Source organism: Streptomyces sp. NBC_01591 (genome assembly GCF_035918155.1).
Taxonomy (GTDB): domain Bacteria; phylum Actinomycetota; class Actinomycetes; order Streptomycetales; family Streptomycetaceae; genus Streptomyces.
Window position 1 is genome coordinate 951,399 of the sequence record NZ_CP109327.1, and the last position, 26,793, is coordinate 978,191.

A 26,793-nucleotide genomic window follows, 5' to 3' on the forward strand; every position below is an offset into this window, starting at 1 on the left:
ATAACGATCAAGCAATGGCGAGGACACCCGGGTCCGTCAGTGCCGGGCCGTCCGCGTCGACGCGCTGGAAGGCGAGTACGACGTTGTGTCCGCCAAAGCCGAAGGAGTGGCTCAGCGCCCGCTCGACCTGCTGGACCCGGGGTTCCTTGACCACGCAGTCGAGGTCGAACCCGTCCGGCAGCGAGTCCAGGTTGGCGATCGGCGGGACGAGGCCGTGCTCCAGGGTCAGTACGGTGGCGACCGCCTCGATCGCCCCCGCCGCCGCAAGGGTGTGCCCGAGTACACCTTTCGGTGCGGTCACCGAAGGCCGGTGGGGGAAGAGCCCGGAGATCAGCGCGCTCTCCATCGCGTCGTTCAGCGGGGTCGATGTGCCGTGCGCGTTGATGTGGTCGACCTCGTGGGCCGCCCAGCCCGCCTCGCGCAGCGCGGCCTCGATGGCCTTGCGCGCGCCGCCGCCGTCCGGGTCCGGGGCCGTGGGGTGGTGGGCATCGGTGGCAGAACCCGCACCGGTCAGCAGGGCGCGCGCCCGTCCGCCCCGGGCGTGCGCATCGGCCGCCCGTTCCAGTACGAGCACGGCGGCGCCCTCGCCGATCACGAACCCGTCCCGGTCCGCGGCGAACGGCCGCGACGCCCCCGACGGATCGCCGGTGCGCAGCGAGAGCGCGCCCATTCCTGCGAAGGCGCTCACCACCAGCGGGGTCAGCACGGCCTCGGCACCGCCCGCCACCACCACATCGCACCGGTCGCTCAGCAGCAGGTCGCGGGCGACGGCGAGCGCCGTCGCCCCGGACGCGCAGGCGGTCGCCGGGGCCAGACTGGGGCCGTGGGCCCGCAGGGCGATGGCTACCTCCCCGGCGGCCGCGTTGGGCATCATCATCGGGACCAGGAGCGGCGACACCGCGTCCGCTCCGCCGTCGTCGAGTCTGCGCACGTTGTCGACGAGCACGGACACCCCGCCCACCCCGACGCCGAGCACCACCGCGACCCGGTCGCCGTCCCACCGCTCCGGCGACAGACCGGCGTCCGCCACGGCCTGGCGGGCGGCGACCAGTGCCATCTTGACGAACCGTGCCATCCGCCACACCGAACGCCCGCCGACCGCCGCGTCCAGATCGATCCCGTCCACCGGGCAGCCGAAGTCGACCGGCAGTCCGGCCAGTTCCTCGCAGCTGCGGGCCGTGGACACACCGGCGCACAGCCCCTCCCAGAAGGTGTGCTCGTCCGCGCCCGCGGGCGTCACCAGTCCCAGTCCGGTCACCGCGACGTACCTGTCGACCCGCGTCATGTCCGCCCCCTCCTCCTTAATCGATCACGCCTACCGGTTGTCGAACGGCAGTGGCCCGGGCGAGGATGCGCCCAATGAGCCGAAAGGGTCATCGATACCTCCGGCAGGCCGAACGGTGCCGCACGCCACGGTGACCGTGTTCACCCGTCCGGAGCCGTCCGCCGTGCCGTGTGCCTCGGCAGGCCGTCCCCTGGGGGGATGGAAGCGGACCGCGATCAGCCGAAGCCCCCGGAAGACAGCGCCGAGCTGGAGGAGCTGCGCGCCAGGGTGGCTGTGCTGGAGACCCGTGCCCCGGCCCGGCACCGGCCGCGGGCCCGTTCGTTCCTGGCCGTGCTGCTCGTCCTGGTCGCGGCCGTCCTCACTCCGCTGAGCATTGTGTCCACCTGGGCGAAGAACCAGATCGGCGACACCGACAACTATGTGTCGATGATGGCGCCGCTCGCCTCCGACCCCGATGTGCAGGCCGCGGTGACCGATCGCGTCACCGGTGCTGTCATGCAGCACCTGGATATGAAGACCCTGCTGTCCGACGTCTCCCCCGCGGACCGGCCGGTTCTCGACAAGGCGCTGTCGAAGCTGAACGGCCCCATCACCATGGGCATTTCGAACTTCGTGCACGGGACCGTGGAGAGGTTCGTCTCCGGTGACGCCTTCGCGACGATCTGGACCGGCCTCAACCGGGCCGCCCAGTCCGCCGCGGTGAAGGCGCTGTCCGGAAGCGGCGGCGGGGCGGTGAAGCTCACCGATGACACCGTCACCATCGACCTCGCTCCGGTCATCGACCGGGTGAAGCAGCGTCTCGTCGACCGGGGGCTGGGCGTCGCGGCGAAGATCCCCGAGGTCCACACCGATTTCACGGTGCTGACCTCCGACTCGGTGGGCAAGGCCAAGAGGTGGTTCCGGGCCCTCCAGATCATCGGTTTCTGGCTGCCGTTGGTCGCTCTGGTGCTGGCCGCGAGCGGGGTGCTCCTCGCGGTGCGCCGCCGCCGCGCACTGGTCACGACGGCCCTCGCGGTCGCGGCCGGTGCCGCGGTGCTCGGCCTGGCCGTGTGGGTGGGCCGCGCGTTCTATCTCGACAGCCTGCCGTCCGGGGTGTCGCAGCCGGCGGCCGGTTCGGTCTTCGACGCCCTGGTCGGCCAGATGCGTGCCCTGGTCCGCATGGTCGTCACGCTCGGCATCGTGGTGGCCCTTGCCGCCTGGCTCACCGGTGACGGCCGCGCCGCCGGCCGCGTCATGGCGATGTGGAGCGGCGGCATCGGTGCGGTACGCGACGCGGCTGGTTTCACCGGCGGTCCGGTCGGCCGGTGGGTGCACCGCGCAAGGCGCCCGCTGAACTGGACGGTGGTCGTGGTGGCCGCCGCAGTCCTGGTGGCGTGGGACCGGCCGACGGGCCTGGTCACCGTGTGGATCGCGCTGTGTGCGCTGTTCGTTCTCGCCGTCGTCGAGTTCCTCGACGACGACAGCAGCCCGCATCTGGCGGTGCCCGGGTGACGAAGGGCTCCCCACCGGCAGGGCGCACCGTTCCCGCACGGTGCGCCCTGCCGGCCGGTGAGACGGCCGGGTTCAGGTCCGGGCGAGTGCCGCCTTCAGCTCCGTCTCGTCCGGCGGGTTGGCGCCGGCCCGGGCGACGGTCACCGCGGCGGAGGCCGCCGCGTGCCGCAGGACGTCGGTCACCCGGGCCCGGTCCAGCGAGCGCAGCCGCTCCCGGCCGTCCGCACCGAGCAGCCCGTGCGCCGCGAGGGCGTGCAGGGTGCCCGACATGAAGGCGTCGCCCGCCCCCACCGTGTCGACGACGTCGGTGGGCAGCGCGTCGACCGTCACCTGTCCGTCGGGCAGTACGGCCAGCGCACCGTCGCCGCCCCGGGTGACGAGGACGACCGCCGGGCCGGAGGCCAGCCACCGCTCGGCGACCCGCTCCGGATCCTGGCCCGGATACAGCCACTCCAGGTCCTCGTCACTGGCCTTGACCACATCGCTGAGCGCGACGCACCGCTCGACCCTGCGGACGGCGGACTCGTGGTCCCCCATCAGCTCGGGCCGCACATTGGGGTCGTAGCTGACGGTCGCGGACGTCCGCAGCGACTCGACGGTGCCGAGGACGGTGGCCGCGCCGGGTTCCATCACCGCCGCGATGGATCCGGTGTGGACGTGTTGCGGTGGCCGGTCCAGGGAGACCGGGCCGAGCGTCCAGGTGATCTCGAAGGTGTACGCGGCCCGGCCCTCGTCGTCCAGGGCGACGGCGGCGGACGGGGTGGGGGCCGTGGCGTCGTCCGTGCGGACCTCGACCCCGGCACCGGCGAGATGGTCCCTGATCAGCCGGCCGTTGTCGTCGGGGCCGAGCTGGGTGAGCAGGGTGGTGCCGTGCCCGAGCCGGGCCAGGCCGTACGCGACGTTGGCCGGGCTCCCGCCCGGGTGGACCTGATCGGCCGCACCCGGCAGCCGGACGATGTCGGCGACGCATTCGCCGATGACCAGCAGGTCGAGTCTGTCGAACATGGGGTGGGATCTCCTATAGCGCGGTGACGAAGGTGTCCTGGTAGGCGGCGCGGCCTCCGAACACATTGAGTCCAATTCTGCCGCGTGTGTGGTGGGTGTCGGTCACATCGATGACCGGCCGGCCGTCGATGAATGCCTCGATCCGCCCGCCCCGGGCCCTGATCCGCAGCGGAAGGCTGACTCCCGTACGGACGAGCAGGGGCGCCTCGGCAAGCACGGTCGTCCGCCCGCCGTCCTTGCGGAAGAGCCTGACGGTCCGCAGGTTCGGGTCGAGGTTGAGGGCGTATCCGTCGGCCGTGTCGGGGGTGGCGCGCAGCAGCACCGATCCGGCGCCGCCGGTCCCGTCGGGGCCGCCGAAGCGGACGAGCGAGGTCAGCTCCAGATCGCCGTACTCGGTGCTGGAGACGGCGGTCGAGTCCCGGTCGAAGACTCCGGTACGGCCGGCGCCGGTGGTCGTCCAGTGCCCGGCCGGTACGACGGTGAGTTCGCCGAGCCCGCCGTTGCGGAAGGTGCCGCCCGGTGGGTTCACGGCCGGTTCGGGGTCGGCGTCCGTCACCCGGAAGACATCGCGGAGCCGGTGGACGGTCAGGGTGACGATGCGGGCCGCGCCTCCGGTGGCGTAGAAGGCCATGCCCCGGTCGTCCGGTTCGGGGAAGAGGAGGCTGCTGATCGTGACCAGGCCGTCGCCGCCGAACACCTCGACCGAGGAGGTGTCCATGAACAGCCTGATCCGCAGCCGCCGTTCACCGTCGACGGTGGCGAGGGGCACGGCCGCGTCCGTCCGTCCGGCGAAGTGCTCGGTGAAGTCGTCGGCACCCGCGGCGCTGCGGTCCACGAAGAGTTTCCCGGTGCCGACGTCGTAGCCGACGAGGGTCCGCCGGTCTCCCCCGGTACGCAGCCGGAAGCCGAATTCCGTCGCGGCGCCCGTGTACGGCAGGGCGATCTCGGCCTGGATCTCGTAGGACCGGCCGCGCTGGGCCGAGAGCGGGTTGGCGGAGCCGGGACGCACGGTAATGTTCTCGATCGTGGTGCTGCTCGTGCGCAGGGTCTCGATCTCGGCGGCGGGCCGCTGGACAAGTCCCTTGCCGGTCAGGGTCAGTTCGCGCGCGATGCTGAGCTGGCCGTTCCATTCGCCGGTCGGGGCGCTGAACGCGTAGTCCCAGTTGCTGAGCCAGCCGAGCTGGACGCGTCGGCCGTCCGGCAGTCCGTAGAAGGTCATGGCGGCGTAGTAGTCCCGGCCGGCCTCGGCACGCAGTGGGGTGCCGGCCTGGTTCGTGGTGGTGAACGTGGTGCCGTCCCAGTCGCCGAGGAAGTACTCGGCCGCCGACCCGTCCGTGCTGCGGACCGCGCCGGTCGAGAGCGCGAGCACCCAACGCACCTGGTCCGGGTCGCCATCGACGGGCAGCGGGAACAGGTCGGGGCACTCCCAGACGCCGCCGGTCACCCAGTCGCCGTAGCCGAAGGAGGAGCGGTACGCCCAGTGCAGCAGGTCGGTGGAGGTGAAGAAGCGCACGTGGTCGCCGCCGGAGACCACCATCACCCACTGGTCGCGTCCGGCGTCGCGCACGACCTTCGGGTCGCGGAAGTCCCAACCGCCCTCCGGACCACCGGGGTTCTGCACGACGGGGTCGGTGCCGTGCCACTGCCAGGAGCGGCCCCGGTCCTCGCTGTACGCGACGCGTACGCACTGGTTCCCGCCGGGCCTGTCCGGGTGGTAGCTGGTGTAGTAGGCGATGAGCCCCGCCCGGCCGCCGAAGAGCCCACTGGTGTCGTCGGAGTCCACCACGCACGATCCGGACCAGGTGTGGCCGAAGTCGGAGACCGGAAGCGCGACGGGCAGCGCGCGCCAGTGCAGGAGATCGGTGGAGACGGCGTGCGCCCACTGTCCGGAGTCCTGGTGGAAGAGGTGGTATTCGCCCTCGTGGTGGACCAGTCCGTTGGGATCGCTGGTGTGCGAGGCGAGTTGGGTGTAGCGGTAGCCGGGGCGGTAGGTGTCCGTGTAGTACGTCCGCGGGGTGCGGGCCCTGACTTCCTGGAAGTGTGCCGTGCCACCGGTCGCGGCGAGCCCGACGGTCCTTCCGCCGGTACGGGGCACGGTGGCGGTGATGGCCTCGACTCCGTCCACGGTCACGGTGACGGTGGTACCGAGGGCATGGATTTCGGTCCGGTAGGTGCCGCCCGCCTCGAAGGGCCGGACGGGCGGTGCGGCGTGGCCGATCTCGGTGCCGTCGACGCGGTCCAGCAGGCGTACGCCCTTGGCGTCGAGCCGGACCTCGTAGCCGCCCGCTCCGGCCGCGTCAGCGCGGACCACGAGCCCCGCGCCGGTCGCACCGACGAGTCCGATGTCGGCGCTGATCAGCACGTCGCCGCCGGGGAACGGTGCGATGTGCAGCGCGCCGGTGCCCTCGGCCCGCAGCCCGCGCAGATCGGGGGTCCAGGCCCCGGACACCGTCGACCAGCCCTGAAGGTCCGTCACGAGGCCGCTGGCGGTGATCCCTTCGAAGCGGACGGACCCGTTGTAGGCCAGGACGCCGAGCAGTCCCGAACCGTGCTCGGCGTCCTGCGCGGTGATGACCGGGGCGTAGCCGTCGGGGGTGATGAAGTCGGTCTGCCAGCGCACCCTGAGGCGCGGGCCGTCCGCCTCGACCCGGATCCGGTACACCTTGTCCACGTCGATGGTGGTGCTGTGCGTCCCGAGGGTGATGTCACCGTCGATCCGGTAGAGCCGCAGCCGGTTCAGGTTCGGATCGATCTGGACCCCGTAACCGGATGATCCCTGCGCGTCGGTACGGAGCAGCAGGGCGGCGACCGCGCACGGATCGGTGATCCGGATGTCGGCCTGGTAGGCCGTGTCATGCACCCGGGTGGACGACACGGCACGGCAGTTGGTGTCGGCGGGGGCCTGCGCGTGCCAGCCGAGCGAAGTGGCGGTCCAGGTGCCGCCGTCGGTGGTCCATCCGGTCGCGTCGGTGGTGACGGAGCGCAGTCCGGGCGGTCCGAAGACGACGGTGCCGTTGTAGGCGTGCAGCCCGGCGGCGCCGTGCCCGTACGCGGTGTCCCGGGCGGCGAGCACCTGCTTGCCGTCCAGGATGACGGTCAACTCCGGTCCGTCCAGCGTCACTTCGAGGACGTAGCTGGTTCCGGGTGCGAGGGTGGCGGTGGCCGGTGGCACGAGGTCGCGTCCGGTCGCCAGGTCGTGGAGGCGGATGCGGTGCAGGTTGGGGTCGACGCTCGCCGCGTATCCGGCCGAGCCGTCGTCGGTGGCGCGTACGACCAGCGAGCCGACCGCGTAGGGCGATCCGGGGTCGATGGTGATCCGGGCCGCGTATCCGGCGACGGCTTCGATGCGCTGCTCGGACAGGGCGACGGCATTGCGTTCGGCTCCGGTCACGACCCGCTGCCCGCCGTCGGTGGTACGGGACCAGGTGCCGGTGAGGCCGAGCGGATCGGGTATCGCGGCGAGGTCACCGGAGAGCGAAGCCGTTCGGTGGCCGGCCGCGTCCGGGGCCGGGGGCGCGGCCGACGCCCGGCCGGCCCCCGCGAGGGGGGCCAGCAGCGTCAGACCGGCCGAGGACAGGAGTGCACGCCGGGAAATGGACATGGTCGTCTCCTCAGGGTGGGGGGGGAAGGCGGGCCGTTCAGGGCCAGAGCGGGCGGGGGCTGTCGAAGACCGCGGCCATCCGCCAGGCGTCGAGCCGCTCCACCGCGACCGTGCCTGCGGCCGCGATGCCGACGCCCAGTGCGTCGGTCCTGGTCGGGTAGATCCGGGCGGCCAGCGCACGCCCGTTGGCGAAGATCTCCAGCGCGGAATGGTCGACGAGGACCCGCAGGTCCACGATGCCCTCGCCGTTCAACGGCAGTTCCCCGTACCGGGGTTCGCTGTCGACGGCCGGGTCGAGGCTGCTCGCCTCGCGGTGCAGCCGCAGGGTGCCCGTCGCGCCGTCCGCGGCGCGCTCCACCTCGATCACGGTCCGCTCCGAACCGTCCGCGCTCTCGCGCACCACCAGGCGGGCCGCCGCTCCGGGGGCCAGCCGCAGGGTCGTCTCGATGTCGAGCTGGTCGCCGCGTACGTCGTCGAGCCGCAGGTACGTCCCGTCGGTCACGTCGAATGCACCGGTGCGCACCGCCTCGCGGCGCAGGCGGGCGAGTTCCGGAACGGGTGCCTGGGCGAGCCGGCCGTCGGCGCCCAGGGTGACGACGCGCGGCAGGGACATCACACCGCACCAGCCGGCCTCGGCCACGGCGTCCTCGTCCCGGCCCTCCTGGAGCCAGCCGAACACGATGCGCCGGCCGAGTGCGTCGCGGGTGGACTGCGGGGCGTAGAAGTAGCGCTGCCCGTAGTCGAGCCGGTGCAGTCCGGCGGGGGTGAAGGTGTCGCCCTCGTACCGTCCGGTCCAGTACAGCGGGTAGTGCGTGGCGCCTTCGTCCCAGGCGGAGAAGGCGAGGATGTCGGTGCCGTCGATCCGGAACAGGTCGACGCACTCCCACATGGTGCCGGTCCAGTCGAGGTCGGCGGCCGTGCCGGTGCTCGCGTCGCCGGTGAGCAGCGGGCCCACGTACCGCCAGTCGCGCAGGTCCTCGGACTCGTACAGGAACGCGGTGCCGCCGACGCCCCGGATGCCGGAGCCGACGAGCTGGCGCCACTTCCCGTTCTCGCGCCAGATGCAGTGGTCGCGGAAGGCGGTGATGTCGTCCTGCGGCGGGGCGGCGATCACCGGGTTGGCGGGGTCCTTGCGCCAGCTGCGCAGATCGGGCGATCCGGTTGCCACGCAGGGGAGTTCGCGCTCGCCGTGCCGGCCGGAGTAGACGAGGGTCGGGGTGCCGCCGTCGTCGACGAGGACGCCGGACCAGCAGCCGTCCCGGTCGGGGCCGTCGGTGCCGGGGACGAGTGCGACGGGTTCGTCGGTCCAGTGGACCAGGTCGCGGCTGGTGGCGTGGCCCCAGTGGATGCGGTGGTGGGCGGCGGCGAGCGGGTTGTACTGGTAGAAGAGGTGGTAGACGCCGTCCCAATGAGTGAGCCCGTTGGGGTCGTTGAGCCAGCCGCCGGGGGCGGTGAAGTGGAAGCGGGGACGGTGCGGGTCGAGGACGGCCCGTTCGGCCAGGCCCTTCGGCGCGTCCTCGTGACGGGCGCGGGGCAGGGTGAGGTCGTTCGTCATGATCAGACGTTCTCGGCTTCCGGGGTGGCCGCGGTCAGGACGCGGCGCGCGGTGGGGGTGGCGGGGGCGTAGAGGTGGCAGCGCACCCAGTGGGGCTGCCCTTCGTCCTCGCCGATGACATGGCGGACGGGCTCCGTGCGGCTGCACGCGCCCTCGTCCTCGTACGGGCACGAGTCGGGCGTCAGCACGGCGGCGCGCAGCGCGGCCCGCTCGACGTGGTCGTAGCCGTGGTTGCGCTCCGGGTCGGGGACGGCGGAGAGCAGGAGCCTGGTGTAGGGGTGGGCGGGGCGGTCCATCAGGGCGAGCGAGTCGCCGCCCTCGACGAGTTCACCGGCGAAGAGCACCTGGGTGGTGTCGGCGACATAGCGGGCCGATGCCAGGTCGTGGGTGATGTACAGCATGGAGATGCCGTGGTCGTCCCGCAGCCGCCGCATCAGGTTGAGAATGCCGATGCGTACGGAGACGTCGAGCATCGAGGTCGGCTCGTCGGCGAGGACGAGACGGGGGTCGACGGCGAGCGCGCGGGCGATGGCGACGCGCTGGCGCTGTCCGCCGGAGAGTTCGTGCGGGTAGGACTGGAGCATGTCCTCGGTCAGCCCGACCGTGGTGATGAGTTCGCGCAGTTCGCTTTCGCCCGCGGGCCGTCCGTGCACCAGCAGGGCGCGGCGCAGGAAGTGCTCGACGCGGTGGACGGGGTTGAGGGAGCCGAAGGGGTCCTGGAACACCATCTGTACGGTGCCCCGGTAGGCGCGGGAGGCGCCGCGCCGCTGGGTCCTCAGCACGTCCCGGCCTTCCAGCAGGACCTGGCCGGAGGTGGGCTGTTCGAGGCGGGCGAGGCAGCGGGCGAGGGTGGATTTGCCGCTGCCGGACTCGCCGACGAGGGCGACGATCTTCCCGTGCGGGATGTCGAGGTCGACGGCGTTCAGGGCCCGGTGGTGGTCGCGGGAGAACAGTCCGCCCATCCGGAAGTCCTTGGTGAGTCCGCGCACGCTCATCAGCGGGGTGCGGGTGGTGGTGGCCGGGGCCGTCATCGCGCGCCTCCACTGGTACGGGCGACGAAGCGGCCGGCGGCCACCTCGCGCAGATCGGGGATGTTCACGGAGCAGTCCGACCGGTCGTCGGGGCAGTGTGCGTGGAATCCGCAGCTCGTCCCCGTGCGCGGGAGGTCGGCGAGGCCGGTCAGGTGGACGCGGGGTCCGGTGAGCGGCGGGAAGGCGTTCATGAGCGCCTGGGTGTAGGGGTGGAGCGGGTCGGCGAAGAGCTCTTTGGCCGGGGCGAGTTCGACGAGCCGTCCGCCGTACATCACGCCCATCCGGTGGGAGAGTTCGACCATCAGGGACATGTCGTGGGTGATGAAGAGGACGGAGAAGCCCAGTTCGCGCTGGAGGTCGCCGATCTGCGCCATGATCTCCTGCTGGACCACAACGTCGAGTGCGGTGGTCGGCTCGTCCATGATGAGCAGCGCCGGTTTCAGGGCCACGGCCATGGCGATGACGACGCGCTGGCGCATGCCGCCGGAGAGTTGGTGAGGGTACGACTTCAGCCTGGCGGGGTCGATGCCGACGAGTTCGAGGAGTTCGCCGGAACGCTCCCTGGCCTGCCGCTTCCTCATCCGCTCATGGGTGGTGAAGATGTCGCCGATCTGCTCGCCGATGGTGAGGACCGGGTTGAGCGAGTTCATCGCGGACTGGAACACCATGGCGATCTCGCGCCAGCGGAAGGCGCGCAGTTCGCGCGGGTCCATGGCGAGTACATCGCGCCCCTTGAACGTGACCGATCCCGCGGTGATCCGCGCGGGCGGCTTGAGGAGGCGCATCAGGGCGTTGGCGACGGTCGATTTGCCGCAGCCGGACTCCCCGGCGAGGCCGAAGACCTCACCGGCTCCGATGGTGAAGGAGACATTGTCGGCGCCGATGACGCCGCGGCCGTCGCCGCCGTACTCGACGCGCAGGTTCCGTACGTCGAGGACGGGTTCCCGGGCGGGTACGAGGTCCGGAGAGGGCACGGGGTTCTTCTGAGAGGGCGTGTTCATCGTTCAGCCCTTCCGGTTGCGGTTCTTGGTGCGGCGTGCGCGCAGTCGTGGGTTGGTGATCTCGTCGACGGCGTAGTTGACCATCGCGAGGGCGAAGGCGACGAGGGCGATGCAGAGGCCGGAGGGCACGAACACCCACCAGGCGCCGGTCATCAGCGCACCGTCGTTGCCGGCCCAGTAGAGGTTGGTGCCCCAGCTGACGACGGAGGCGTCGCCGAGGCCGAGGAATTCGAGGCCCGCCTGGGCGCCGATGCCGAAGATGACGCAGCCCAGCAGGGTCGTCATGACGACCGACGCCATGTTGGGGAGGATCTCCCGGAACATGATCCGGAGCGCGCGTTCACCGGTGACGACGGACGCGGCGACGAAGTCCTTGCCGCGGATCGACTTGGCCTGGGCGCGCAGCACCCGGGCGGAGCCGGCCCAGCCGGTGACGACGAGGACCAGGACGACGGTCGCAGTGCCCGGCGGCATGAATGCGGCGAGGATGACGAGCAGCGGCACTCCGGGCACCAACAGGAAGATGTTGGTGACGAGGGAGAGCACGTCGTCGACGATCCGGCCGAAGTAGGCGCAGGCCATGCCGACGAGCACGGCGAGGGCTGTCGCGGCGATCCCGACGGAGAATCCGACGAGCAGCGAGCTGCGCGCGCCCCACAGGGTCAGTGCGAGGACGTCCTGCCCCTTGGCCGTGGTGCCGAGCAGGTGGGAGCCGGATGGGGCGGAGGCGCCCAGGCCGTTGATCTTCGAGGGATCGCCGGGGGCGATCAGCGGTGCCAGCAGGGCGAGCAGCGCGAAGAGCACCAGGACGACGGCTCCGAACAGCGCCTTGCGGTTGGCGAGCAGGGACCGCAGCAGTCCGGCGCGGGCGCGACGGGGCTTCGGGGTTCCGGCGGCCGGCGGCGAGGTGGGTGGTGCGACGGGCTCCGTGCGGGAGTCGAGGGCACTCATGGGTCTTCTCCTTGTCCGGCCGCTCAGCGGACGCGCACACGCGGGTCGAGTCGGACGTAGACGAGGTCGACGAGGAAGTTGGCGACCAGTACGGCGGCGGTGATGGTGAGGAAGATCCCCTGCATCAGCGGGTAGTCGAGGCCCTGGACGGCGGCGAGCAGCTGGAAGCCGACGCCGGGGTAGGCGAAGACGACCTCGGTGAGCAGCGCGCCGCCGACCACGAATCCGAGCGCCATGCCGAAGTTGGTGACGGACGGGAGCATCGCGTTGCGTGCCGCGTACCGGAACATGATCCGGCTCGGGCTGAGGCCCTTGGCCTCGGCCATCGTGATGTAGTCCTCGGCGACCGTGGCGATCATGGTGTTGCGCATGCCGAGCATCCAGCCGCCGATCGACACCAGGACGATGGTCAGCGCGGGCAGGAAGAGGTGCGAGGCGGCGTTGGAGACGAAGCCCCAGGACAGGTCGGGGCTGAGGCCGACGTCGAAGGCGTGCCGCATGGGGAACCAGCCGAGCGTCATCCCGAAGAGGTAGAGCGCACCCATGGCGAGCCAGAAGTACGGGAACGAACCGGCGAAGACGAGCAGCGGCGGGAACACCGAGTCGAGCAGACCGCCGCGCCGCCACGCGGCGAGGATGCCCAGCAGGTTGCCGATGACGACGGCGATGACGAGGGCGGTGCCGCCGAGCAGCAGTGTCCAGCCGATCTGGGAGGCGATGACCTCGGAGACGGGGGTCGGGAACCGGGAGATGGAGATGCCCATGTTCCCGGTGCAGACGTCCTTGATGTAGTCGATGTACTGCTGCCACATCGGTCGGTGGTCGAGGCCGAACAGCCGGCGGAGCTGGTCGATCTGCTCCGGCTGCATCTGGCTCTGCGACCGGGCGAACATCCGGGAGACGGGGTCGCCCGGCATGAAGCGGGGCAGCATGAAGTTCAGGGTGATGGAGGCCCAGAAGGCGAGCAGGTAGAAGCCCAGGTTGCGCAGGATGTAACGCACTGGTCCCTCTCCGAATCTATGAGGGCCGGTGACCCGCCCATGGGGTCGGCGCGGGCGGGCCACCGGAGTGGCGGGGTGTCAGTGCGGTCAGTTCTTGACGGGCTTCAGGCTCGTCAGGACGAGGACGGTGGTGTCGCCGCGGTTGGTGAGCGTGGCGTACGGGTCGTCCTCGGTGGGCCAGCCGGTGAACCGGGTGTCGGTGTAGGCGCCCCACTCCGGGCCGGGGAAGAGCGGTACGACGGGCGCGTCCTCGGCGAACAGCTTCTGCAGTCCGTCGATCGCGTCGCGCTGCCCGGCCTCGTCGGTGGCGGCGGCGAACCGGTCGAGCAGGGTGTCGGCCTTCTTGTCGCCGAAGCGGTGGTAGTTGCTGACCGTCTTGGTGCCGGCGGGCTTGACCGATTCGGTGCCCATGGTGGTCCGGTAGAACTGGAACGGCGTGGCGCCGTTGTCGCTCCAGACGATGCCGGTGTCGTAGTCGCCGGTCTCGTAGTCGCTGACGACCGCGGCCCAGTCCGGGGACTTGACGTTCGCGGTGACGCCGATCTCGGCGAGGTTCTGCTTGATGATGTTGGCGACGGACAGCCAGTCGGAGGAGGCGGAACCGACCGAGATGTCGAAGGTGAAGGGCTTGCCGTTCTTGAGTTTCCGCTTGCCGTCGGAGCCCTTCTTGTAACCGGCGTCGTCGAGCGCCTTCGCCGCCGCCGCGGGGTCGTGCTTCGTCCAGGTGCAGGAGGCGGCGAGGTCCTTGTCGCGCCACTTGTCGTAACCACCGGACAGGCCCGTGCAGTCGGCGGGCCGGGTGTAGCCGTTCATCCCGACCTTGGTGACGCTCTCGCGATCGACGGCCTGGCTGAGCGCCTTGCGCACCTTCGCGTCGTCGAACGGCGCCTTGGTGGTGTTCATGGTCCAGTCGACCATCGAACCGGTCTTCGGGTACCAGTACTTGTTGTGTTCCGGGTCCTTGGCGACGAAGCTCTTGGCCACATCGGGGATGAACGACTGCGTCCAGTCCGCCTCACCGTTGACGAAGGCCAGGTTGGCGCTGTCGTTGCCGGAGAAGCCCAGCACCCGGATGCCTTCGATGCGCTGCTTCTTCGGCTGCCAGTACTCGGGGTTCCTGCGCAGCTCGTACGACTGGCTCTGGAAGTTGGCGACTTGGGTGTACGGGCCGGAGCCGACGGGGTCGGGGTTGGTGTCCTTCGCCGGGTCCTTCACCTTCTCCCAGACGTGCTTGGGCACGATGATCTGCTTGCCCAGCTCGAACAAGCCGGGCGAGTACGGCTTGGTGAGGGAGAAGACAACCTTGTCGGTGCCTTCGGCCTTCGCCGTCCGCAGATACTCGTAGCCGCCGAGCAGCTTCTTCTGCAGTCCGAAGGTGTACGCGACGTCCTCGGCGGTCAGCGGCTTGCCGTCGGACCATTTGACGCCGTGGCGCAGGGTGAACGTCACGGTCTTCCCGTCCTTCGACGTCTCCCAGGAAGTGGCCAGCCAGGGGGTGGCCTTCCCGTCGGCCGGGTTGTAGACGAGCATCGCCTCGTAGATCGCCTGGGTGGTCATCGGGGCGACCACCTGGCCGGGGGCGAACGGATTGAAGTTCCGGGTGAAGGTGGCGAAGTCCTCGCGGGGGACGGTCAGGAGCTGATGACCGGAGGTGTCCCCCGCCGCTTTCGTGCCGGTGCCGCTGCAGCCGGTGAGCAGCAGGGCCGCGGCGAGGACGGGGGCGGCGAGCGCCGCGGGACCGCGGCGCCGGGCGCGTATCGACGGTGCCATAATGTGGTTTCTTCTCTCTCTTCATTGGCCGAAGACGGGTGAGGATTCCCGTCGGGCTGATTCGCAGTCAGACCGACGAGCGTTCGATCAGCGGGCAGCCGACCGTCATCTGTGTGGTGTCGAGCGGCTGTCCCGCTGTGAGAGCGCCGAGCATGTCGACGCCCTTGGCTCCCATGACCTCGAAGGGCAGGGCGACCGTGGTGAGGCCGGGCCGCAGGTAGGCGGCGATGAGTTCCTGGTTGTCGAATCCGATGACGGCGATGTCGTCCGGGATCCGCAGTCCGCGTTCCTTGATGGCGTCGTAGGCGCCCATCGCCATCCGGTCGTTGCCGCAGAACAGCGCCGTGGGGCGGCCGTCCTCGCGGTCGAGGAGTTCGCAGGCCGCGGCATATCCGCCGTCGGCGGTGGCATGTCCCGGTACGACGAGGCTGTCGTCGATGTCCAGACCGGCCTCGCACAGCGCCTGTTCGTATCCCTGGCGTCGTCCGACGGCGGCCGGGATGCCCCTGTCGAGGTTGATGAATCCGATGCGCCGGTGTCCCGCGTCGAGCAGCCGCCGGGTCGCGGTGTGGCCGCCCGCCACCTCGTCGGGCACCACGGACGGCAGGGCGCCGTCCGCGTCGAAGCAGTTCACCAGGACGACCGGCACCTCGCGGGCGGCGGGCGGCAGGGTCACCGCACGGTGCCAGGTCGTGGCGTACAGCAGCCCTTCGGCGCGCTGCTCGAGAAGCTTGTCGAAGGCGGCGGCCTCCATGGCGGGGTCCCGGTCCCCCGCCGTGATGAGCAGGAACTTCCCGTCGGCCCAGGCCCGATCCTGCGCCCCCTTGATCACGTCGACGGCGAACGGCGCGGTGACGATCTCGGTGATCAGCCCGTACCACTCGCTGCGCTTGGCGGCGAGCGCCCTCGCTCCGGCGTTGGGCCGGTAGCCGAGCTCCTCGATCGAGGCCCGGATGCGGACCCGGGTCTCTTCGGGGATGCCGGCGTCGGCCCGCTCGTTCAGGACGAAGGAGACGGTGGTGCGCGAGACACCGGCGTGGCGGGCGACATCGCTCATCGTCACGCGTCGCGCCTTGTTCGTGGCCACTTCGGTTACCCCCTGCGTCCCGCGAACTGCGGGCCGTGCTCTGGTTACGCGCTTTAGTAACGCGCGTTAGTTCGATGTTGCAGGCAAGTTACGAGGGGTTGGCCGACGGTGTCAAGAGCTGTGACGGAGCGAGTCCCCCGCCCCTCGTGGAGGGCCGGGGGACTCGGGTCCCGATGCGGGTCCTTGCGCGGGTCAGGAGGTGCCGTCGCTCCCCTCTCCCCCGTACCGGCGCTCGAATTTGGCGACCTGCCCCTCCGAGTCGACGACGCGCGCCTTCCCGGTGAAGAAGGGGTGGCTCTCGGCGGAGATCTCCACGTCGATGACGGGATAGCTGTTGCCGTCGTCCCAGTCGATCGTCTGCTCGCTCGACGCGGTGGACCGGGTCAGAAAGGCGTAGCCCGCCGAACGGTCTCGGAAGACGACGGGACGGTAGGAAGGGTGCTTGTCCTGCTGCATGCCTGCTCCTGGGGACGTACGGGATCGGCGCGGGGCGGTCACGACCAGCCTCGCGAACCGGTGCGGCCCGCGCGATCGGACACGTCCGTACGGGGGCGTCGGCGTCCGGGCGCCCGGGCGCACGGCGGACGTCCCTGCTATGCGGCGGGCGCCCGTGCTCAGCCCCTGGCCGCCTCCACCGCGTCGGCCACGAGCGTCAGGAACCGCGCGTGGGCCCGCGCACTGCACACCGGCTCCGGGTTCCACGGCACCACCCGGGCGTCCCGCTCGATCGCCGACCAGTCCTCGTTGGTCCTCCGCAGCTCGCCGAGCGGCGTGGCATTGGCCCTGATGTCGGCGAGGACCACCGCGGGGCGCAGGGCCGCCGCTTCCGCCCAGCCGACCGTGGACCAGTTCAAACCGGGCCCCTCGGCCGGCTCCACGATGTCGGCGCCGAGCTCGGCCAGCACCCGCAGCTCGGGCCACATCCGGGGTCGGGCGAGGTGCGCCTGTTCCTGGCCGGCCGGGGAAAGGGCGACGATCCGGGGCCCGTCCGCACCGGCGACGAGCGTGCGCAGCCGGTGCCGCGCGGCGTCCAGCTCCTGAGTCGCTGCCTCGGGCTCCTCCGCACCGAGCGAGCGGGCGAGCAGGGCGAACCGGTCACCGATCTCGGCGAGGGTGCGCGCCTGCCCCACATCGATGACGACGACCGGGACGTGCTCCTCCAGATGCTTGGCGGTCTCCGCGGCGAGCCCGTAGACATGGCCGCCGCCGTAGCTGACGGCCACGACGAGGTCCGGCTCACCGCTCAGCAGGGTCTCCACGTCCAGCGTGCTGCCCGCACCGAGGTAGCCGACCTCGGTCAACGAGAGCGAACCGGTCTTCGCCGCGTCCGGCACGGCCCGGTCGTCGTGATCGGAGCCGAATATCGCACTCGGGCGTATCCCGTGGTCCCACAGGGTCGCTCCGGCCTGAACATAGGCGAGCACCCGCGCCGGGCGCCGCCCGGCGGTCGACAACTGCCCACGATCGTCGGAGAACTGCCACACGCTCTGCTCCCTCACGTCACCACGCCTCTCGCCACCGGTCGCTACGCCCCCTCTTTCCGGGGTCGTACACCAGTACCTGCCCAGCAAACTCCCGTGACACCCCACCCGGTGGCCCGGCCGGCGCGGATGACGTGAAGAAGCCCGCACATGGCCGGACCGACACCTCGGCGCCCGCCGGAACATGCCGTGGACGTCCGGCAGGTGGGGCGTCCCGCCGGACCGCCGTTTCGTCAACTCGGCTGCGCCATCTGCCGGGAGAGCCATGCCAGTGCGGGCGGCATCCGGTATTCGACGGCGTGGTGTCCCGCGTCGAACAACTCGAAGCGTATGACCCCGTCGTCCACCCCGGCCTCGGCCAGGGCATCGCGGAACGCCTGCGCCCCCAGGTCGAGGAACCATTCGTCGCGGGTGCCCGCGTCGATCCAGATCGCCCGCTGGGACCGCAGCGCCTCGGCGTGCAGTGGTGCCATCCGCACCGGGTCCCAGTCCAGCCAGCGCTGCCAGATCTCCGGCCGGAGCGCACCCGTTCGCGGGTCGAAGGGCAACTGCGGCGTGCCGTCCGGGGCGGGCGAGAAGCAGGCCGAGACGCCGAGCAGTTCGAGCAGCCGCAGATCCTCGTCCTTGGTGAAGGCCACGCGTGAGCGGAAGTCGTCCCACCAGCGGAAGATGTCGCCGCCGTAGGCCCTCAAGTGGCGTGCCGCCATGAGGAAATGAGGAATGTACTGGGCCTCCGACAACGAGTCGCCCGAGTGCGTCGCGAACGCGCCGAACAGATCGGGCCGGAGCATCGGCGTGATCACCGCGCCGAGCCCGCCGCTCGGCTTCCCCGCCAGCGCCCGGTCGCGCCGAACGGCCGATCAAGGTCATCCCAATGCGTAGATCCGGGCCGATGTCATGCGCTGTGCATCATCTTCAGCCGCCCATGGCACCGGGATCGATACCGAGTCCCGTCAGGAACGCCGCGGCGGCCGGGGTGGGACGGAACCGGCTCCAGACCAGGCGCTCCGTGCGTGCGGGGGCATCGCGGACGGGCAGCACGTGTACGCCGGTCAGTTCCGCCGCGAAGGCGGCCGGCAGCATGGCGATGCCGAGCCCGCTGCGTACCAGCCGGACGATGAAGTCGGTGCCGCTGACCTCGAACGCCACCTCGCGGGTGAGGCCCATCGCCGCGAACGCCTCCTCCGACTGCGCCCGGGCCGCGGTGCCGTCGGGGTAATCGACGAACATCTCCTGCGCCAGCCGGTCGAGACCCGCTTCCGGCTGCCCGGCCAGGGCGTGGGTGGGCGCCACGACGGCGACCAGTTCGCCCGTGGCGAGCTCGTGATCGCTCACGCCCTTGGGCCGGTAGCTGGGCAGCACTCCCAGGAAGGCCACGTCGAGCGTCCCGTCCCGCACCTCCTGGACCAGGTCCTTGCTCGCCCCGTCCCGCAGGACGATGTGCACCTTCGGATAACGGAGGTGGAACGCCCGCAGCGCCGCCGGGATGTCGACCGATGAAACGGTCGGAATGGCCCCCACCGCGAGGCGCCCGCGGACCTCCCCCGCCGTCGCTGCGACCTCGGCGCGGGCCCGCTCCGCCGCGTCCAGCGCCTGCCGGGCCTCCGGCAGGAACGCCTCGCCCGCCGCGGTGAGCCGCACCTGGCGGCTGGTGCGGTCGAAGAGCCGGGCCCCCAGCTCCTTCTCCAGCCGGGCGATCTGATGGCTGAGCGCGGACTGGACGACCAGGCACCGCTTCGCGGCACGCGTGAAGCTGCCCAGTTCCGCCACCGCGACGACGTACCGCATCTGCTGAAGTTCCATCCATCCATCGTGAACCACGATCGATGGAATGAAAAACATGTGTTGGACTCATGGATGGTCGATCCCTGACGCTGAGACACATGGCTCACACCACTCACGAAACCCGCGGCCGGGCCGTGCCCCGCACCATGTCCGAACCGCCCTCGCTCGGGCGCGGTCTGGTTCTGCTGATGGCTCTCGCCGCCGCCCTCTCCTGCGCCGGGAACTACTTCGCGCAGCCGCTCCTCGACATCATCGAGGTGAATCTGCACATAGGTGTCACCGCGGCGGGGCTGATCGTGACCGCTGCGCAGGCCGGGTACGCGCTGGGGCTGATCCTGCTCGTCCCGCTCGGGGACGTCATGGACCGGCGACGGCTCGCCGTGGGCCTGTTCGCGCTGACCGCCTTCTTCCTCCTGGTGACGGCCGCCGCCCCCACCGGCCCGCTGCTGATCGCCGGCACGCTGCTGACCGCGCTGACCTCCGTCGGGGCCCAGGTCGTGGTGCCGTTCGCGGCGGCCCTCGCTGCTCCGGCCGAGCGCGGCAGGATCGTCGGCGTCGTCATGTCCGGCGTGCTGCTCGGCGGGCTGTTCGGACGGCTGGCCGCCGGCGCGCTGTCCGAGCTCGGCGGCTGGCGGACCGTGTACTGGGTGAACGCGCTGCTCATGGCCGTCATGGCGGTACTTCTGCACAACCGTCTCCCCCGCCTGCCCCGGCCGCGCGACACGGTCACGATGTCGTACACCGGGCTGCTGCGCTCCACACTGGCCCTGCTGCGGCAGGAGCCCCTGTTGCGCCGGCGGGCGGCCATCGGCGCGTTCTCGATGGCCTCGTACAGCGTGCAGTTGACCGCGCTGACGTTCCTGCTGACCCGGCCGCCCTTCCGGTGGAACGCAGCCGCCATCGGGCTCTTCGGCCTGGTGGGCGTGATCGGTGTGGTGGGCATGAACATCGCGGCCCGGCTGAGCGACCGCGGCCGGGTGCAGGCGGTGTCGGGAACGGCGGCCGCGCTCCTCACACTCGCCTGGGTGCCGCTGCTGGCCGGTGAGTCGTCCCTGCTGTGGCTGACGGTCGGCGTGATCCTGCTGAACATCGCCCAGCAGGCGGGGCTCAACAGCAGCCAGAACGTGATCTACGCGCTCCGCCCGGAGGCCCGCAACCGGATCAACTCCGCGTTCATGACGCTCTTCTTCATGGGCGGGGCGGCCGGAGCAGCACTCGCTTCGGTGGTCTGGTCCCGGGCGGGCTGGAGCGGGATCTGTCTCCTGGGCGGCGGGCTCGCCGCGGGCAGCCTCGTGCTGTGGGTCCTGGAGCGCACCCGGATGGCCTCCGCCGCACGTCCCGGGGCCGGCACCGTCAGTCGTTGACGGCGGTCAGCAGCACCACGGCGTCCTCCAGTGCCAGCAACCCGTGCCGCTCCTGCGGGATCGGCTGGAGCCCGCCGGCGCTCAGCTCCACATCGCCCGAGGCCGCCGTGAGACGGACCCTGCCGCGGAGCACCTGGAGGGAGGCCGCGGCGGGGGCGTTGTGCTCGTCGAGTGCGGAACCCGAGGTGAGGGCGATGACGGTCTGCCTCAGGGGTTCCTCATGCAGCAGGCGGTGGGCGCTGCGGCCGTGTGCGGAGGCTCGGGCCGCGGCCAGATGCTCGTCGGCGAGGGCATTCAGATCGTCCATGTGCCCACTGTGCCGCAGTGCTCGTCCCCCCGCGATCCTGGCGCCGGCCCGCCGCGCGGATCACCCGGCCGCCTGCCCGGCCGGGCGCCCGTGCGGCCGCAGCCAGGCCGCGGTGTCCTGCGGGAGCCGCCCCTGCTCGTCCAGCGGGCCGCTGAGGAGGAGGGTGTCCGTGTGTTCTGGCAGCTCCACGGGTTCCTCCCTCAGATTGACCACACAGGTCGGTCCGCCGGTACGGGTGAAGGCGAGCACACCAGGTGCGGATGGCAGCCAGGTCAGCCGCCGGCCACCGGCCCCCGCCGCACGGAAGCCGGGCTCGGTCCGGCGCAGCCGCAGCGCCTCGCGGTAGAGGCTGAGCATCGAGTCCGGGTCGGTGCGCTGCCGGTCGGCGGCGTACGAGGACCAGTCCGCCGGCTGCGGAAGCCATGGCTCCGTGGTGGAGCCGAATCCGGCGTACGGTGCCTGCGCCGACCACGGAAGCGGTACCCGGCACCCGTCGCGTCCCGGGTCGGTGCCGCCCGAGCGCAGATGCATCGGGTCCTGGATCCGGTCGCGCGGGATGTCGGCTTCCGGAAGTCCCAGTTCCTCGCCCTGGTAGAGGTAGACCGCGCCGGGCAGGGCGAGCGACAGCAGTGCCGCGGCACGGGCCCGTCGGCTGCCCAGTGCCAGGTCCGTCGGCGTGCCGAAGGTCTTGGCGCCGAAGGCGAATCCGGTGTCCTCGCGGCCGTACCTGGTGACGGTCCGGGTCACGTCGTGGTTGCACAGGACCCAGGTGGCGGGGGCGCCGACCGCGGCGTGCTCGGCGAGCGTGTCGTCGATCGTGGAGCGCAGCCGCCCGGCGTCCCAGGGGCAGGCGAGGAAGTTGAGGTTGAAGGCGGTGTGCAGTTCGTCGGGGCGCAGATAGCGGGCGAAGCGCTCGCTGTCCGGGAGCCATACCTCACCGACGAAGATCGCCCCGTACTCGTCGGCGATGGCCCGCCAGGAGCGGTAGATGTCGTGGAGCTCGTCGCGGTCGCTGAACGGGTGGGGGTCACGGCCCTCGACGAAGTCGGGCAGTGCGGGGTCCTTGGCGAGCAGGGCCGCCGAGTCGATCCGTACGCCGGACACGCCCCGGTCGAGCCAGAAGCGGAGCACGTCCTCGTGCTCCTGGCGGACTGCCGGGTGTGCCCAGTTGAGGTCGGGCTGCTGGGTGGCGAACAGGTGCAGGTACCAATCGCCGTCCGCGAGCCGGGTCCATGGGACGCCGCCGAATTCGGAGACCCAGTCGTTGGGCGGGAGTTCGCCGTCCGTGCCGCGACCGGTCCGGAAGTGGAAGAGTTCCCGCTCGGGGCTGCCCGGCCCTGCGGCGAGGGCCGCGCGGAACCACGCGTGCTGGTCGGAGACATGGTTGGGGACGATGTCGACGATCACACGGATGCCCAGCTCACGGGCGTCCGCGATCAGTCCCTCGGCCTCGGCGAGACTGCCGAACGCGGGGTCGATGGTGCGGTAGTCGGCCACGTCGTATCCGCCGTCGGCGAGTGGCGACAGATACCAGGGGGTGAACCAGATCGCGTCCACGCCCAGTTCGACGAGGTAGGGCAGTCTGGCGCGTACTCCCGCGAGGTCGCCGGTTCCGTCCCCGTCGCCGTCGGCGAAGCTGCGTACGTAGATCTGGTAGATGACGGCGTCCCGCCACCAGTCCGAGGCGACCTGGGGCGCAGGGCCGGCTGCCACGTGGGCCTTCCTCTCGCGGGGGGTCGACACCGCCGTCCACCGGTATCTGACGTCCGGTTCCTTCTCCTCGTTGCGGCTGCCGTCGTCGAACTCGACGGCGGTGAACCCGTGCCGTTCGTAGAAGGCGCGGGCGTCCGTGTTGCGCTGGAAGACGTACAGCGTGAGCTCTTCGGCCGCGAGCCCACGCATTTCGGCCAGGAGCAGTGAGCCGATGCCCCGTCGCCGTACGTCGGGGCGCAGGTAGAGGTGTTCCAGCTCGGATCCGTCGAGGGAGGCGAAGCCGAGCAGTTCCCCGGTACCGGTCTCGGCGATACGCACCGTCGTTCCGGGCAGGACGACATGGGTCATCCAGGCGAGCGTGTCCTCGTCGCTGTGCACCTTCGGCAGGTACGGCATGGACTCGGCGCGCGAGGCGAGGAAGAGCCGGGTCAGTGGTCCGGCGTCCGCGGCGGTGGCGTCGCGCAGCAGTATCCGGCCGTGCGGTTCGGAATCGTTCGGTGCCATCTCGTCTCTCCTGGTCCGGCCGGAAACCCGCCACTTCGCGCAGTCCGCGACGAACTGCTCGTGATCGTGGACGAACCTATGCCGGAGCCCGTCGGATCCGCCAGGGGGATTCGGCCTGTCCGTCCGGGCGGGGCGGTCGCGGAGCGGCGCGGGCCACCCGCGAAAATGTGGCGGGGGAAGACCGAAGCGACCGACCGATACGGAGGAGTGGGCAGATGCCGCACGAACGAGCTGGACAGCCGGCCCGGCCGGAGGATCTCATCGATGTGGCCCGGCTGGTGACGGCGTACTACACACTGCACCCGGACCCGGCCGAGCCGGACCAGCGGGTGGCGTTCGGTACCTCCGGTCACCGCGGGTCGTCCACGGCCACCGCGTTCAACGAGGACCACATCGCCGCCACCAGCCAGGCCATCAGCGAGTACCGGGCGCTGCAGGGCACGGACGGGCCGCTCTTCCTCGGCGCCGACACCCATGCGCTGTCGGAGCCGGCCCGGATCACCGCCATCGAGGTGTTCGCCGCCAATGACGTGACCGTGCTCATCGATCCGGCCGACGGCTACACCCCGACCCCGGCGGTCTCGCACGCCGTCCTCGGCCACAACCGGGGCCGGACGGCGCGGCTCGCCGACGGTGTGGTGGTCACTCCGTCCCACAACCCGCCCGGCGACGGCGGGTTCAAGTACAACCCGCCGAACGGCGGCCCGGCCGGGTCCGATGCCACCGGCTGGATCCAGGAGCGGGCCAACGAGATCATCGCCGCCGGAATGAAGGACGTACGCCGGCTGCCGTACGCCCGCGCACGGGCGGCGTCGACCACCGGGACGTACGACTTCCTCGGCAACTACGTGGCCGACCTGCCGTCCGTGCTCGACCTGGACGCGGTCCGCGCGGCCGGAGTCCGTATCGGAGCCGACCCGTTGGGCGGCGCGTCGGTCGCGTACTGGGGCCGGATCGCCGAACAGCACCGGCTCGATCTGACGGTGGTCAATCCGCTGACCGACCCCACCTGGCGGTTCATGACGCTGGACTGGGACGGCAAGATCCGGATGGACTGCTCGTCGCCGTACGCGATGGCCTCGCTGATCGGGCAGCGCGACCGGTACCAGATCGCGACGGGGAACGACGCCGACGCCGATCGGCACGGCATCGTGACACCGGACGCCGGGCTGATGAACCCGAACCACTACCTCGCCGTCGCCATCAACTACCTGTACGCCCACCGGGAGCAGTGGCCGGTGGCCGCGGGGGTCGGCAAGACGCTGGTCTCGTCGGGGATGATCGACCGGGTCGCCGCCGATCTCGGCCGTGAGCTGGTCGAAGTACCGGTCGGGTTCAAGTGGTTCGTGGACGGCCTGGTCGACGGCTCGCTCGGGTTCGGCGGCGAGGAGTCCGCCGGGGCCTCGTTCCTGCGCCGCGACGGATCGGTGTGGACGACCGACAAGGACGGCATCATTCTGGCGCTGCTCGCCTCGGAGATTCTCGCGGTGACGGGCAAGTCCCCGTCCGAGCACTACGCGGCGCTCACCGCCCGGTTCGGGGAGCCGGCGTACGCGCGGATCGACGCTCCCGCGGACCGCGCGCAGAAGGCGGTTCTCGCCCGCCTCTCCCCCGAGCAGGTCACGGCCGACACCCTGGCCGGTGAACCGGTCACGGCCGTGCTGACGGAGGCGCCCGGCAACGGCGCAACGATCGGCGGCATCAAGGTGACCACCGAGAACGCCTGGTTCGCCGCACGTCCCTCGGGCACCGAGGACGTGTACAAGATCTACGCGGAGTCGTTCCTGGGCGCCGACCATCTCGGCCGGGTGCAGGAGGAGGCCAAGGCCGTGGTCTCCGCGGCCCTGGAGGCCTGAGGCTCCGCCGGGGCGGTCCGCGGGCCGCCCCGGCCGTCCGACGGGCTGAGAGCCTGTCGGGTGAACTCCGACAGGCTCTCAGCGCACGACGTCCACGAAGACCGGGTTGGTGTAGAACCAGGTGTCCAGCCACGGGTTGCCCTGGCCCGGCTCGTGCGGCAGCGGGCCGTGCGGGTCGATCGCCGCGCCGAGGAACCCCTTGCCGTGGCGCTTGCCGTCGCTGCCGCGCAGCCGCAGGTAGAACGGCTCGTCCGCGCGTCCGACCGGGATGCGCAGGGTGTACGTGCCGCGGCGGCCCGAGACGTCGGCGGTGTGGGCGAGCCGGGTGTCGGGGGCTCGCCAGTCGTCGCGGTCGGCAGCGGGGCCGCGGACCGCACCGCGGATGACGTCGACGTGCTCCAGGCGCGGCAGCACACCGTAGGGGTTGCGGCGGGACGCCGCGGTCACCGTGGCGGTGAGGGTGAGCCGCTCGCCGCGCCGGGCGCGCAGCCGGCCGCCGAGTGTGGCGCTGTTGCCGTGCTCGCCGCGCACCTTGACGTCGATGCCGTCGATCAGATGGCCGTGGTCGACCCAGACCCGGCCGGCCCGCAGCCCCTCCATCACGTTCCGGTAGCCGTATCGGGTGACGCCGACGTGCGTGCGGCTGAACTGGCCGGGCCAGAAGTCGCCGCCGGGCTGCGGCTCGGTGGTGTTGTAGGGGTCGGGGAGGTGGCCGGTGTTGTCGAAATTCCGGCCGGGCGGCCACTCGCCGTTGACCCAGGTGTCCTGGGCGACGCGGTGGACGTCGGAGTTGGAAGTGATCGTGAAGAGCTTGCCCTCCGCCAGCATCGCGTCCCACAGGCCGCCGACGGTCGCGGTGGCCCAGTCGAATCCGCCGTAGGTGACGTATGCCTCGCGCGGGTAGCCGGGCCAGGAGTCGGCGGACGGTGAATTGCTGTACTCGCCGCGGATGTTGGTGTCCGGGTGCCAGCCCGGGATCGCCCCGGCCTGGGCGCCGGGGGCACCCTCCATGCCGATCATGATCCCGGGGGCGGCGTCGCGCCAGGCGCGCATCTCGTGCGGGGAGTCGATGCCCAGGCGCATGGGGTGGTTGGCGAGGACGAGTACGTCGTCGACGTACCGGGTGCGGCGCTGTTCGGCCAGCCACTTGAGGGCCTTGACCGCGTGTGCCTCGTTGCGCGGGGTGTCGGGGTGCGTCGGGGCGCCGGCCGTGTAGCCGAGCAGCTTGCCGTCGAAGGCCTCCTCGAAGCGGGTGAGGAGGTCGACCTCGTGCCGTCCGGGCGGCGAGAAGACGGTGCAGTGCTCGGCGCCGGGGATGTACCACTCCAGCCCCTGGAAGATGAGCATGCGCTTGTTGTCGGCGCGGGCCCTGAGGATCTCCCGGTGCTCCTGCGCGGCGCCGAACTCGGCATGGCCGATGTTGCTGTGCTCGGTGAAGACCATCCAGTCGAGACCGAACTTCTGGCCTGCCGAGGCGAGCTGGGAGAACGTGTACTTGGCGTCATGGCTGTACACGGAGTGGTTGTGATGGTCGCCGACCAGATAGACCAGGTCCGGGGCGTGCCCGTGATGGTGCCCGTGGGACCGGCCTCCCCGGCTGTCGGCCAGCGCGGGCAGCGGCAGCGAGGCAGCGGCGAAGGCCGCACCGAACAGACCGGCGCGGCGCATCAGCCCTCGGCGGCTGAGGCCCTGGGGGTCGAGCGACTCCTCGGGAACCTGGGGGTCGGCCCATTCGGGCACGGGGTGGGACATGACGCGGCGTTCTCCTTCGTGCGGGGCGGCGACGGTCCGGGGCCCGGACCGCAGGGCCGCCATCAGGAGGATTTCTTGATTCCGGAACCATCGGGTGAACCCGGGGCGAAATGCGGGAGTAGCGCCCGTGGCACACCGACGGCGGTCGCGCGCGTCGGCCGGACAGCGGCTCGCCCGTCCACCGCCCCTCCGGTGGCGGAGTCCGCGCAGTGCGCCGAGGCTTGTCGCAACCTGCCGATCCGGGCAGGTGGCG

The 26,793-nt window shown here is 71.2% G+C and carries 20 protein-coding genes and 1 pseudogene; 3 read left to right on the forward strand and 18 right to left on the reverse strand.

Annotated elements, in window-relative coordinates; genetic code table 11:
* Window positions 1–7: 7 nt before the first annotated feature.
* Window positions 8–1,285 carry a beta-ketoacyl-[acyl-carrier-protein] synthase family protein gene (locus OG978_RS04680; RefSeq protein ID WP_326763952.1) on the reverse strand — a complete coding sequence of 426 codons (1,278 nt, stop codon included), beginning with the start codon at window positions 1,283–1,285 and terminating at the stop codon, window positions 8–10.
* A gap of 198 nt (window positions 1,286–1,483) precedes the next feature.
* Here OG978_RS04680 and OG978_RS04685 point away from each other — a divergent pair, with 198 nt between their 5' ends.
* Complete coding sequence (locus OG978_RS04685; protein ID WP_326763953.1) at window positions 1,484–2,776, forward strand: hypothetical protein; 1,293 nt, start codon at window positions 1,484–1,486, stop codon at window positions 2,774–2,776.
* Between the two features lie 72 nt (window positions 2,777–2,848).
* On the opposite strand, the gene OG978_RS04690 is transcribed toward OG978_RS04685, so the two are convergent.
* The 13 genes from OG978_RS04690 to OG978_RS04750 all read right to left on the reverse strand — a co-directional run bounded on the left by OG978_RS04690 (window position 2,849) and on the right by OG978_RS04750 (window position 19,062).
* Window positions 2,849–3,781, reverse strand: coding sequence for a carbohydrate kinase family protein (locus tag OG978_RS04690; RefSeq protein ID WP_326763954.1), 933 nt, complete (start codon window positions 3,779–3,781; stop codon window positions 2,849–2,851).
* 13 nt (window positions 3,782–3,794) lie between these two features.
* The gene (locus OG978_RS04695; protein WP_326763955.1) at window positions 3,795–7,382 is read right to left on the reverse strand and encodes a glycoside hydrolase family 32 protein; all 3,588 of its coding nucleotides are present in this window, start codon (window positions 7,380–7,382) and stop codon (window positions 3,795–3,797) included.
* A 37-nt stretch (window positions 7,383–7,419) separates the two neighbouring features.
* Complete coding sequence (locus OG978_RS04700) at window positions 7,420–8,937, reverse strand: glycoside hydrolase family 32 protein (protein ID WP_326763956.1); 1,518 nt, start codon at window positions 8,935–8,937, stop codon at window positions 7,420–7,422.
* A gap of 2 nt (window positions 8,938–8,939) precedes the next feature.
* Window positions 8,940–9,968 carry an ABC transporter ATP-binding protein gene (locus tag OG978_RS04705; protein WP_326763957.1) on the reverse strand — a complete coding sequence of 343 codons (1,029 nt, stop codon included), beginning with the start codon at window positions 9,966–9,968 and terminating at the stop codon, window positions 8,940–8,942.
* Entirely contained in the window at window positions 9,965–10,969 is a 1,005-nt protein-coding gene (locus OG978_RS04710) for an ABC transporter ATP-binding protein (RefSeq protein WP_326763958.1), read from the reverse strand. Before OG978_RS04710 ends, OG978_RS04705 begins: the two co-directional genes overlap by 4 nt.
* A gap of 3 nt (window positions 10,970–10,972) precedes the next feature.
* Complete coding sequence (locus tag OG978_RS04715) at window positions 10,973–11,920, reverse strand: ABC transporter permease (protein ID WP_326763959.1); 948 nt, start codon at window positions 11,918–11,920, stop codon at window positions 10,973–10,975.
* Window positions 11,921–11,943: 23 nt separating this feature from the next.
* A complete protein-coding gene (locus tag OG978_RS04720) occupies window positions 11,944–12,921 on the reverse strand; it encodes an ABC transporter permease (RefSeq protein WP_326763960.1) in 978 nt (325 codons plus the stop codon).
* An 87-nt stretch (window positions 12,922–13,008) separates the two neighbouring features.
* The gene (locus OG978_RS04725; protein WP_326763961.1) at window positions 13,009–14,691 is read right to left on the reverse strand and encodes an ABC transporter substrate-binding protein; all 1,683 of its coding nucleotides are present in this window, start codon (window positions 14,689–14,691) and stop codon (window positions 13,009–13,011) included.
* 67 nt (window positions 14,692–14,758) lie between these two features.
* Window positions 14,759–15,778, reverse strand: coding sequence for a LacI family DNA-binding transcriptional regulator (locus OG978_RS04730; RefSeq protein ID WP_326763962.1), 1,020 nt, complete (start codon window positions 15,776–15,778; stop codon window positions 14,759–14,761).
* Window positions 15,779–15,970: 192 nt separating this feature from the next.
* On the reverse strand, window positions 15,971–16,234 hold the full coding sequence (locus OG978_RS04735) for a type B 50S ribosomal protein L31 (RefSeq protein ID WP_326763963.1): 264 nt from the start codon (window positions 16,232–16,234) through the stop codon (window positions 15,971–15,973).
* Window positions 16,235–16,392: 158 nt separating this feature from the next.
* Window positions 16,393–17,277 carry an ABC transporter substrate-binding protein gene (locus tag OG978_RS04740; RefSeq protein WP_326763964.1) on the reverse strand — a complete coding sequence of 295 codons (885 nt, stop codon included), beginning with the start codon at window positions 17,275–17,277 and terminating at the stop codon, window positions 16,393–16,395.
* A 215-nt stretch (window positions 17,278–17,492) separates the two neighbouring features.
* Window positions 17,493–18,095 carry a hypothetical protein gene (locus tag OG978_RS04745; protein WP_326769929.1) on the reverse strand — a complete coding sequence of 201 codons (603 nt, stop codon included), beginning with the start codon at window positions 18,093–18,095 and terminating at the stop codon, window positions 17,493–17,495.
* A 79-nt stretch (window positions 18,096–18,174) separates the two neighbouring features.
* Window positions 18,175–19,062 carry a LysR family transcriptional regulator gene (locus OG978_RS04750; protein ID WP_326763965.1) on the reverse strand — a complete coding sequence of 296 codons (888 nt, stop codon included), beginning with the start codon at window positions 19,060–19,062 and terminating at the stop codon, window positions 18,175–18,177.
* Window positions 19,063–19,142: 80 nt separating this feature from the next.
* Between OG978_RS04750 and OG978_RS04755 the strand changes: the two genes are divergently transcribed.
* Complete coding sequence (locus OG978_RS04755) at window positions 19,143–20,408, forward strand: MFS transporter (RefSeq protein WP_326763966.1); 1,266 nt, start codon at window positions 19,143–19,145, stop codon at window positions 20,406–20,408.
* On the opposite strand, the gene OG978_RS04760 is transcribed toward OG978_RS04755, so the two are convergent.
* The 3 genes and pseudogenes from OG978_RS04760 to OG978_RS04770 all read right to left on the reverse strand — a co-directional run.
* A complete protein-coding gene (locus OG978_RS04760; RefSeq protein WP_326763967.1) occupies window positions 20,398–20,715 on the reverse strand; it encodes a cupin in 318 nt (105 codons plus the stop codon). The genes OG978_RS04755 and OG978_RS04760 overlap by 11 nt on opposite strands.
* A gap of 60 nt (window positions 20,716–20,775) precedes the next feature.
* Window positions 20,776–22,428, reverse strand: coding sequence for a glycoside hydrolase family 13 protein (locus OG978_RS04765; RefSeq protein ID WP_326769930.1), 1,653 nt, complete (start codon window positions 22,426–22,428; stop codon window positions 20,776–20,778).
* A gap of 102 nt (window positions 22,429–22,530) precedes the next feature.
* A pseudogene (locus tag OG978_RS04770) lies at window positions 22,531–22,932 on the reverse strand (GNAT family N-acetyltransferase); the annotation flags it as partial.
* 215 nt (window positions 22,933–23,147) lie between these two features.
* On the opposite strand from OG978_RS04770, the gene pgm reads away from it, so the two are divergent.
* Window positions 23,148–24,788, forward strand: coding sequence for a phosphoglucomutase (alpha-D-glucose-1,6-bisphosphate-dependent) (gene pgm / locus OG978_RS04775; protein WP_326763968.1), 1,641 nt, complete (start codon window positions 23,148–23,150; stop codon window positions 24,786–24,788).
* Window positions 24,789–24,866: 78 nt separating this feature from the next.
* Here pgm and OG978_RS04780 read toward each other — a convergent pair whose 3' ends face one another.
* Window positions 24,867–26,540: a PHP domain-containing protein gene (locus OG978_RS04780; protein ID WP_326763969.1), complete on the reverse strand. Its 1,674-nt coding sequence runs from the start codon at window positions 26,538–26,540 to the stop codon at window positions 24,867–24,869.
* Window positions 26,541–26,793 lie beyond the last annotated feature (253 nt).

Excerpts from the sequence above, each read along its gene's own strand:
- OG978_RS04690 (WP_326763954.1), bottom strand. The coding sequence starts at position 3,781 with ATGTTCGACAGACTCGACCTGCTGGTCATCGGCGAATGCGTCGCCGAC.
- pgm (WP_326763968.1), top strand. The coding sequence starts at position 23,148 with ATGCCGCACGAACGAGCTGGACAGCCGGCCCGGCCGGAGGATCTCATC.
- OG978_RS04735 (WP_326763963.1), bottom strand. The coding sequence starts at position 16,234 with ATGCAGCAGGACAAGCACCCTTCCTACCGTCCCGTCGTCTTCCGAGAC.
- OG978_RS04755 (WP_326763966.1), top strand. The coding sequence starts at position 19,143 with ATGGCTCACACCACTCACGAAACCCGCGGCCGGGCCGTGCCCCGCACC.
- OG978_RS04695 (WP_326763955.1), bottom strand. The coding sequence starts at position 7,382 with ATGTCCATTTCCCGGCGTGCACTCCTGTCCTCGGCCGGTCTGACGCTG.
- OG978_RS04680 (WP_326763952.1), bottom strand. The coding sequence starts at position 1,285 with ATGACGCGGGTCGACAGGTACGTCGCGGTGACCGGACTGGGACTGGTG.
- OG978_RS04760 (WP_326763967.1), bottom strand. The coding sequence starts at position 20,715 with ATGGACGATCTGAATGCCCTCGCCGACGAGCATCTGGCCGCGGCCCGA.
- OG978_RS04780 (WP_326763969.1), bottom strand. The coding sequence starts at position 26,540 with ATGTCCCACCCCGTGCCCGAATGGGCCGACCCCCAGGTTCCCGAGGAG.
- OG978_RS04705 (WP_326763957.1), bottom strand. The coding sequence starts at position 9,968 with ATGACGGCCCCGGCCACCACCACCCGCACCCCGCTGATGAGCGTGCGC.
- OG978_RS04715 (WP_326763959.1), bottom strand. The coding sequence starts at position 11,920 with ATGAGTGCCCTCGACTCCCGCACGGAGCCCGTCGCACCACCCACCTCG.
- OG978_RS04710 (WP_326763958.1), bottom strand. The coding sequence starts at position 10,969 with ATGAACACGCCCTCTCAGAAGAACCCCGTGCCCTCTCCGGACCTCGTA.
- OG978_RS04750 (WP_326763965.1), bottom strand. The coding sequence starts at position 19,062 with ATGGAACTTCAGCAGATGCGGTACGTCGTCGCGGTGGCGGAACTGGGC.
- OG978_RS04700 (WP_326763956.1), bottom strand. The coding sequence starts at position 8,937 with ATGACGAACGACCTCACCCTGCCCCGCGCCCGTCACGAGGACGCGCCG.
- OG978_RS04685 (WP_326763953.1), top strand. The coding sequence starts at position 1,484 with ATGGAAGCGGACCGCGATCAGCCGAAGCCCCCGGAAGACAGCGCCGAG.
- OG978_RS04725 (WP_326763961.1), bottom strand. The coding sequence starts at position 14,691 with ATGGCACCGTCGATACGCGCCCGGCGCCGCGGTCCCGCGGCGCTCGCC.